Consider the following 8,171-nt stretch of genomic DNA (forward strand, 5'->3'; position numbering starts at 1 on the left):
TGGCAGCTGTACGCGGGTTAGCCGACCGGGACGTCAGGCACCCGGCGCACCCGAAGGTGCCCCACGCACAGCCGCCATAAGGCGCCAATACCGATTACTCGGTATTGCACTGCTGCGGTGTCCGACGATTTCAGGCGGCTAAACCCGGTCGTTGAAAACCAACGACACACCGAGCCTAAAACCCTGAAATAGCGACCGCAACGGAAAACAGGCGCAGAGAGTATCTTTGGGAAACGTCCTACGCGGAAGGGGTTAAATCTGATCGTTTGGCACCGGGCCAGTCAACCACAGGCACAAAAAGGCGCCTCGGGTAAGGTCTGTTAGTTAAGCGATTGGGGTCGCTTTGCGGCTCATCGCCGGCAAGCCGGGCTCCCACAGGAGCAGTGCAGACCTCAAGCTTTGCGCAGTACCTGTGGGAGCTGGCTTGCCGGCGATGGGCTGCGAAGCAGACCAATTGCTGCCACTAAGGCTTAACTGACTGGCATTACGCCTGGGGGCGTCTTCTTTTTGGAATTTGGTGGGCCGGGGTAATTTGAACTAGGTTAGTAACATTTTGATTAATCGTGAAAATTCCGGTTTGTATTTTGAGCTGGAATACCGATTGGAATACTGCGAAAAGTATACTTGGCCTACCGATGGACAGATCGGTCGCCAGTTGTCGGGCGACCCCTGTTCCAATCACAGCCACTGAGCTGAAGCACTAAGCGTGCCGAGCAGGTTGACGCAGTCTCGCAGTTTATTTCGGTTGACGCTGCGAGGAGCTAAGTATTAGTACTTCATCAACCACGGCTGCAGTTCCTGAAGGTTGCTCACCACCAGTTGCTGGGCCTCAGGCAGTATTGCCATGTTGCGATGGTCGATCTGATACCGCTGCAGCACATACTTCACCAGTGCCCGGCGGCTGGAGACCACCAATTGTCCCTGCGTCATTCCGAAGTCGGTTTCGATAATTGCCTTCTGCGCCGCGTTCAACCGCCAATCAGGCTCGAAGATGATTGGCACCTCTATATTCCAATCTTCATCCTGCTCGCGGGTGTTTGGGGAGGCGTCGAGTAAGTCTGGCTGCCCCCGTAGGCGGCTGAGGACAAAGTCGCGGTACTCGCCGTTCTTTTCGCAGTAGGCCCGCACGTGCCAGCGCATGCCGGTGTACACCAGCGTGTGCGGTGCGATCAGGCGCACCTCGACGTTGGGGGTGTTGAAGGACACGTATTCGGTTTCCAGGCGCAGGCCTTCACGGCAGGCCTTGAGCAGCGGGCGCAGTACCTCGGGCCGAATTGGGCGGTCAGGCACCTCCAGTACCCGGGTGTGCGCATAGGCCAAAGCCAGCCCGTCGATGTGCGGGGAGCGCTCATTATTCTGGTACAGCAGGTGCAGGTAGGCGCTGGCGCTGTCTTCGATGAATTGCGGCTCGAACTGCTCGCTGGGTACATACCCCTTGATCTTCTTGTCATATGTAAGGTTTTCGGGCGCATGTTCGGTGATGTAGGTGTTGATATCTTTCGACGCCTGCTGGCGGCTGATGCCAAAGCTCTGTATCAGGTGCCCTGTGGTCAGCCGGCCCTCCCACCAGGCAACGGTTTCGATCAGACGATAGCGAAGTGCCAGATCCCAGCGAACCTGCTCGACGGATTGCGTGCGTTTCATTCCCTCTCCATGTGCGTGATTACTTTACCTGTATAAGTCTACATTCTAGACGTGTAATTATTCATTACATATCTTCGCTGTCCATCGGAATACATCGGGGACAGTAAAGGACGTGAGCATGACGATGCCAGAAGTGGTTGCGACGGGCGCTTTGGTGGCGATAGGGATCATTCTGCTTGTGTTGGTACAGCAGGGGTTGAGGCTGGGCGAGCTGGGCAAGAAGGTCGAGCATTGCCAGACCGGTTTGCGCTGGTTGCAGATCTGGGAGACGGAGAACCGCGAGTTGAGGTCTGCGTTGCGGGCGGAGCGGGAGCATGTAGTGCAGTTGCGGCGCAAGTTGGAGTTGCTCGAGGCGTTGCTGCCGGTTGAGGAGTGATCAGCGGCAATCGATTGAGTAGCGTACCGTTCAGGGCGTTTGCGTAGCGGGCTGTCGCCATCTCTGGGGTGGTGTGGTCAAGGTTATAACGCTCTTTGTTTGCTCCTCCGGCAATCGTAATTTGAGTTAACAGTAGATTGCCTTCATTTTGATATTATCGGCGTGACGATTTTAGGCCGCTTGTCTGCGGTAGGCGTTTTACGGATGACTAGGGGCCAATGGAGCCTCGCGCAAGGAGTTTTTGATGCAGGAACAATCGATAGATCTGCTACGTGACGAGGCCCGCCGGCTTCTCAGTTTGGAGCTAGGCCTGCTGCATCACGTGCAGGAAGGCGAGGGTGTGCTGTCTGATGATCGGGGTGATGAGCATCAGACCTTCAGCAAAGCGAATGTCACCCAAGAGATTGGTTACCTCGAAGGCGAGCTGGCCAAAATCCGTGAATTGAAGATGGTCTTGGCCGTGGTCGGCACCATGAAGGCCGGTAAATCGACCACAATCAATGCCATCGTTGGGCATGAAGTGCTGCCAAACCGCAACCGGCCAATGACTGCGTTGCCGACCCTGATCGAACACACCCCTGGCCAAGTTGAGCCAGTGTTAGAGCTGAAAAACTGCAAACCGATCAACGACCTCATTGTGCAGCTCGGCAAAGTAATCTCATCTGACCGAGGTGACGCGGCGCTACAGAATCTGGAACGTACCGATGACATGCTTGACCTGCTGAAGCTGATTGATCAGCGGGGAAGTTTCAAAGCGCTCTATGAAGGATCGGAGAATATCTTCTGGTTTCTCAAAAGCCTGAACGATTTGGTACGGCTTGCGGCGTTTTTAGGGGTGGACTTCCCCTTTGGCAGCTACTCCAGTATCGACGATTACCCTGTCATCCGCATCGAATTTTCTCATCTCGGCCATGCGGCAGGTCAGGGTAAATTGGCATTGCTCGATACGCCCGGCCCCAATGAGGCGGGCCAGCAGCATCTTCGCAAAATGCTCAAGGAGCAGTTGAAGAAGGCTTCTGCTGTTTTGGCCGTCATGGACTTCACACAACTTAAGTCTGACGCCGACGAGCAGGTGCGAAAGGAGCTGGATGAGATCGCTGATATTGCCGAAGGGCGACTGTTTGCCTTGGTGAACAAGTTCGATCAGAGGGACCGCAACGGCGACAGTGCTGACCAAACACGTACCTTCGTGGCTGAGTCGTTGATGAATCGCAGGCTCGATGCAGCAGATGTCTATCCAGTCTCTTCGCGCTGGGGATATCTGGCCAGCCGTGCCCAACAAGAAATTGCCAACCACGGCAAGCTACCTGAGGCCAAGAGAGGCCAAAATGCCTGGGTCGAAGACTTCGGCCAGTTGGTGCTGGGCATGGAGTGGGAAGACGCCTTGCAAGACACCGAACTTGTCCAGCGCGGTGCCAGTCACCTTTGGAAGAAATCAAATTTCGCCGAGCCGCTTGAGAAAGTGATCTTCAAGGCCCACCGGCAGGCAGCCGTCATGGCATTGTCCTCTGCTGCGTCGAAGCTGGTTGACACGGCGACCCGCCTTGCACGCTTCCTGGAAGTGCGTGATACAGCGCTGGCCAAGAGTGCTGAAGAACTTCAGGAGCAGATTGGATCGCTGCGCGCTGACATTGCGATGATTGATCGCCTGGAACAGGACAGCGAGGAGTCTTCGCAGAACGCGCTGGCGGAAATCAAGTGCGAGATGAGCATGACGTTCACCGAATTGGCGGAGGCTATCAAGCATGAGGTCGGCGAAGGATTCAAAGCGGGAAAGCGGCAAGAGCAGCAACAAGCCGTCGCCCGAATGCAAGAGCAGCACGCACCAACCATGGCAGGGCTCCTCAAGGGAGCGTTTAGCACTTGGTTGGGGGGCGAAGGGGCTCGACGCGCGCGCAACGGTTTCGATTTTGAGTTCGACGAAAAAAGCCCGGTGATCAACTTCGATCAGAAGTCTGAGGCTGAAGCGCTGCTGAAAAAAATCGAAGATGGTGTGCACAGCATCATTAGCGATGGTGAAGTCGAACTGGTAAAGCGCATGGGTGAAATTCTCAAGGATTTCCGCATTACTTTCGCAGTTGATATCGAAGCCGAAGCCAACAAGCTTATCGCGGGCCTGAATGAGCGGCTCAATCGCAGCGGCTTTTCCATCGATGTGAAAATCCCTGACACAACCCCGCTGACTCTCAGGTACACCGCTGGCGAGGTTCTGCGTGATTCGGTGGATAGTAAGAACCGTAACGTCACGCGCTCTCGCCGCAGCAAAGGGGCATGGGGCACCATTTGTAGCTGGTTCGGGACATCTGACTGGGGCTGGGAAGAGTACACGGTCAAGCAGGGTTATTACGCAGTTGATATCAACAAGGTCCGAAAGGCCATCGACGTATCTATCGAACATCTGTTCAAAGACCTAGAAGCCTCCGCTGCGGACACTATCGCTCAGCCTCTGAAGGAAGGGCTTCACACCTTCTTCGATCAACTAAAAGGCAGTATAGAAAGCATTCGAAGCGACCTGCAGCAGAGTATTCGCGATCAGGAGCGCAGCCAGGACGAGCAAATTGCACTAGCTGGTTTGCTTTCTAGTTACAAACACCGGGTTGTGCCCATCAAGCGCGACAGCGAGGAGCTGCTGCGAGATGTGAGCCTGGCTGGAGTGCCAGCATGAGCGAAGTGCAAAACGATGAGTTGATTGGCGAAGTGACCCGTCTGTTTACCTGCCTGCCGGAAAAATTCGTGGTGGACTTCGCCAATGGTATCGATGTGGTGCGTGAGCGCCAGAGGCATATGTCGGCTCGAACCGGGATGTTCGACCGCCTTTACGATGGGTTCACTGGCAAAACAGCCCAGAACCAGGCGGAAATCAATGCAAGCCTCACCGATGGTGTCGAAGGGGCACTGGAGTGGCTGGGCGACTTGACTCAATCGTTGGCCAAGAGTAACCGCGCGATTTATCAGGTGCAGATGCGGGTGAATGGACTGAAGCACGATCTAGCTGCGGTCGCTAACTATTCAGCTGATACCCGCTATGCGTTGGAGCGACTTTCGCAGCACCTTGGCGATCGGTGCAGTGCGTTAGAGCAAAATGTTGCGAGAATCGATTGTACGCAACGTGCCCAGTTACACCTCGAGAGTGTTATGGGCAAGTGGGGCGCGGGTCGGTTCGCTGGTCTTAGCCTGACTGGCTGCTGTTATGCGGTGCTGGAAGAGTTGCGCTGGGGGGCATTCGGCGATCATTGCCTAACCATTTCTGGTGCTGAGCGTCAGCAACTACTGGAGGACCTAGCCAACCGGGCAATCATACAGCTGAGTCACGACGCTCAGGTGGGGCAAGCGGAGCGCATCGATACCCGAAACCGCTGGCTGGCGAGGCCATCGCCTGACGCACCATGGAACTTAAGCGAAGAGACACTTGCTTATTTGGGTGATTGGTCGTGTCCTGATCGTTCGCCAATGACCTATGCAATCTCGCAGGTGCCTGACGAGTTACCCCTCCAAGTGCCTCTGCTGAGCTCTGCCCGGCGTATGACTGAGGGGTTGGTCACTGAACTGTTCTTGGAGACCTCAGCATGAGTGCATCCTTGAAAGTGGGCTTAGTATTGTCGGGCGGAGGAGCGAAAGGTGCATACCAAGTTGGTGTGTTGAAAGCCTTGCGCGAGCTGGGTACTCGCATTGATGCTGTTTCAGGTGCAAGTATCGGAGCACTCAATGGGGGCATTCTTGCGTCAGCGCCTTCGCTGGATGTTGCCATAGAGCGTCTGGAGGAATTGTGGGGGCGTTTGAGTAAAAGCTCTCCTTTGAGTTTGAAAATACCTGGCTATGTGTCGTTGCTGGTAGCTGCAGGTTTACGTATTAACGGCGCGCCTGCCATTCTTGCTGCAGCTCATGGCGCCAAGAAGCTAGCCCAGCGCTTTGATGTCGAATTCCCCGAGTGGCTGAATGGCTGGGAAGACGGTTTTCTAGACGACAAACCGTTGCAGCAACTGATGGATGAGTTTTTGGTCAGCAAAGATCTGCAGCGAGGCCTGCCACTTTACGTTTCTCTCTACGAAAGCTTGGGAGGCTTCGAGGATATAGCGCGTGCTCTTTTTGCTGAACTTGGCTTCGGTGACACGCCACATTCAAAGTTTTTCCATGTCCAGTCGATTGAAGATGAGGAGGAACAGAAACGCATCTTGCTGGCCTCTGCGGCGCTTCCGTTGCTTTTCAAATCACGTCGCCATGATGGGCGAAGCTGGTCAGATGGCGGGCAGGGTGGCTGGCAAACCATGCAAGGCAATACGCCGATTACGCCCTTGTTAGAGGCGGGTTGCAACCTGGTTATCGTCACGCATCTAAGTGATGGATCAGTTTGGAGTAGGCAGCGATTCCCAGACGCTACCATTTTGGAGATTCGCCCGAGCAAGAGTTTGGCCCGTGCGAATGGGCCTTTGGCCGGGGCTCGCGACTTGCTAGGTTTTGATGGCGAGAAAATTCCATCGTGGATCGAGCAGGGGTATCAGGACACGCTTCAGTGTGTTGGTCGCGTTCTGAATGCACAGAGCGCGCGCAATGAGTTACGCACTTCGGAAGCGGCGCTGGTTAGCATTGAGCGTGAGTCCACTAACGCTGATCAGGTGCTTGCAGACGCTATGGCACGATTGAGGTGAGCATCGCGGGGGAAGGGTGGTATGCCGAGCCTCTCACTATTCAAGGCTACCCGTCTATCGACTCTTCCTCCCGACGTTCGAATGCTAGCACTTTGCCGGTGCTGCGGGCATGCTTTGCCCAATCTGCTAGCAAGTAGGGCTGACGCAAAGGAGCGCGAGCGTGGGGTTGGAGAAGAAGGTTAGAGAAGCGCAACTGAATGTGCTGATCAAATATGGTGTTCTGGCTGATTTTTCTGGGGTCGAAGAAAGCGTTCTCGACCGTGCGATTAAAGGCAGCGTTCCTGCAGGCGCTGCACAAGATCTCACTTTTGCTGCTTGGCATGATCAGTTGCTTGGGCCAATTGACCGCGTGCCGGTGGCCCGTTTCCATGAAGATGTTGCTGGGCAAACCCGGTTCTCGAACCTTACTGATGGTGATGGCCTCGCCAAAGCTGTGAAAGCGCGTGACAAGCAGGCACAGAGCTCACTAAAGGCGGCCCAGGCCGAAATTGCAAAGCTGCAAGCTGAATTGGCTACGCTTCGGCAACGTGCCGCGCTTTGCGAAGATGTGTCCGTGGATGCCGGTCGGTTGCGCGATTGGTACAGCCTCGTGACCCCAGACTTGCATCGTATTCTTTGGGACGTCAAAGAAATACAAGGCGCAATTTTCGACCACCAGGGCAAGCTGAACAGGGACTTTCGGCAGCAACTGGTTGAGATCATTCTCAATGCCCTGGTTGATTTGGAGTCGCGCGGCTTTTGCGTTGATGTGGAGCTACGGGAAAATTCGCCGCGAAAAGAAAAAGCCCCCACTATCGTATTGCATCGCAGCCAGCCTTCCGGGGAGGAAGCCCGCGAGCGCGAAGGATTCAACTTTACTGTGCCTGGCGTACAGCCCGATGTGCTTGAAGCCGCGAGCGAACTGATATGGCCTCGGCCTGTGCTGCCGCCAGTGGACAGCCAGATACGGTACACCTGCTACGTGAATATAGGCGTTCATCCGCAGGCATTAGTGGGGGAAGACGACATTTTTCATCTGTCGTGCTTCATGTATAAATTGTTCGAGGCCATGGCGAGGTCTGGAGACCATCGCCCACGTGGAGCTTTGCGCGAGAAAGTTATCCTTTGCTTGCTGCTGGCATTCACAGCGCCTTGTATGCCCGCACGTTTACGCCGACGGGATCTACCAGGGCTGAAAGAGATATATTTTTCAGATCAAGTAAACCGAGCAGTGCAGGATTCGAAAGATGATAGCAACGCATCGAGCGGGAAAATTGTCGAATACTTGTTGCGTGTTATGCACGCGTAGATCGGCCATTCAGCGTCTGCAGGCTTGCCGTCAGTTCCGCACATACGGATCAGTGCGGGGGACGGCAGGTAGCTACCGTCCCTACCGCGACCCATTCAGGTCGCATCACAACCTGACGCGCCTCAGCTTCGATCAAGCCTCTTAGGGTCGATCTGATAGCGCTGCAGCACATATTCCTGGTTATGCATTACCTAGTCGGTAAGCGTCCAGGGAAGTC

6 protein-coding genes are annotated in these 8,171 nt (G+C 55.1%); 5 read left to right on the forward strand and 1 reads right to left on the reverse strand.

Features of this window, described 5'->3' with window-relative positions; all coding sequences use genetic code 11:
• Positions 1 to 768: 768 nt before the first annotated feature.
• Positions 769 to 1,644 (reverse strand): BrxR family helix-turn-helix transcriptional regulator, encoded by an 876-nt coding sequence (locus GYA94_RS23670; protein WP_161893208.1) that lies wholly within the window; start codon positions 1,642 to 1,644, stop codon positions 769 to 771.
• Between the two features lie 118 nt (positions 1,645 to 1,762).
• Between GYA94_RS23670 and GYA94_RS23675 the strand changes: the two genes are divergently transcribed.
• The 5 genes from GYA94_RS23675 to GYA94_RS23695 all read left to right on the forward strand — a co-directional run bounded on the left by GYA94_RS23675 (position 1,763) and on the right by GYA94_RS23695 (position 7,954).
• Positions 1,763 to 2,020 carry a hypothetical protein gene (locus GYA94_RS23675; protein WP_161893209.1) on the forward strand — a complete coding sequence of 86 codons (258 nt, stop codon included), beginning with the start codon at positions 1,763 to 1,765 and terminating at the stop codon, positions 2,018 to 2,020.
• 244 nt (positions 2,021 to 2,264) lie between these two features.
• Positions 2,265 to 4,685, forward strand: a complete 2,421-nt coding sequence (locus GYA94_RS23680; protein WP_161893210.1) for a dynamin family protein — start codon at positions 2,265 to 2,267, stop codon at positions 4,683 to 4,685.
• Positions 4,682 to 5,590, forward strand: a complete 909-nt coding sequence (locus GYA94_RS23685) for a diguanylate cyclase regulator RdcB family protein (RefSeq protein WP_161893211.1) — start codon at positions 4,682 to 4,684, stop codon at positions 5,588 to 5,590. Before GYA94_RS23680 ends, GYA94_RS23685 begins: the two co-directional genes overlap by 4 nt.
• Positions 5,587 to 6,666: a patatin-like phospholipase family protein gene (locus tag GYA94_RS23690; RefSeq protein WP_161893212.1), complete on the forward strand. Its 1,080-nt coding sequence runs from the start codon at positions 5,587 to 5,589 to the stop codon at positions 6,664 to 6,666. The genes GYA94_RS23685 and GYA94_RS23690 overlap by 4 nt, the downstream gene beginning before the upstream one ends.
• 160 nt (positions 6,667 to 6,826) lie before the next feature.
• Positions 6,827 to 7,954: a hypothetical protein gene (locus GYA94_RS23695; protein ID WP_161893213.1), complete on the forward strand. Its 1,128-nt coding sequence runs from the start codon at positions 6,827 to 6,829 to the stop codon at positions 7,952 to 7,954.
• Positions 7,955 to 8,171: the final 217 nt, after the last annotated feature.

The sequence above is a fragment of the Pseudomonas juntendi genome (assembly GCF_009932375.1).
Taxonomy (GTDB): Bacteria; Pseudomonadota; Gammaproteobacteria; order Pseudomonadales; family Pseudomonadaceae; genus Aquipseudomonas; species Aquipseudomonas juntendi.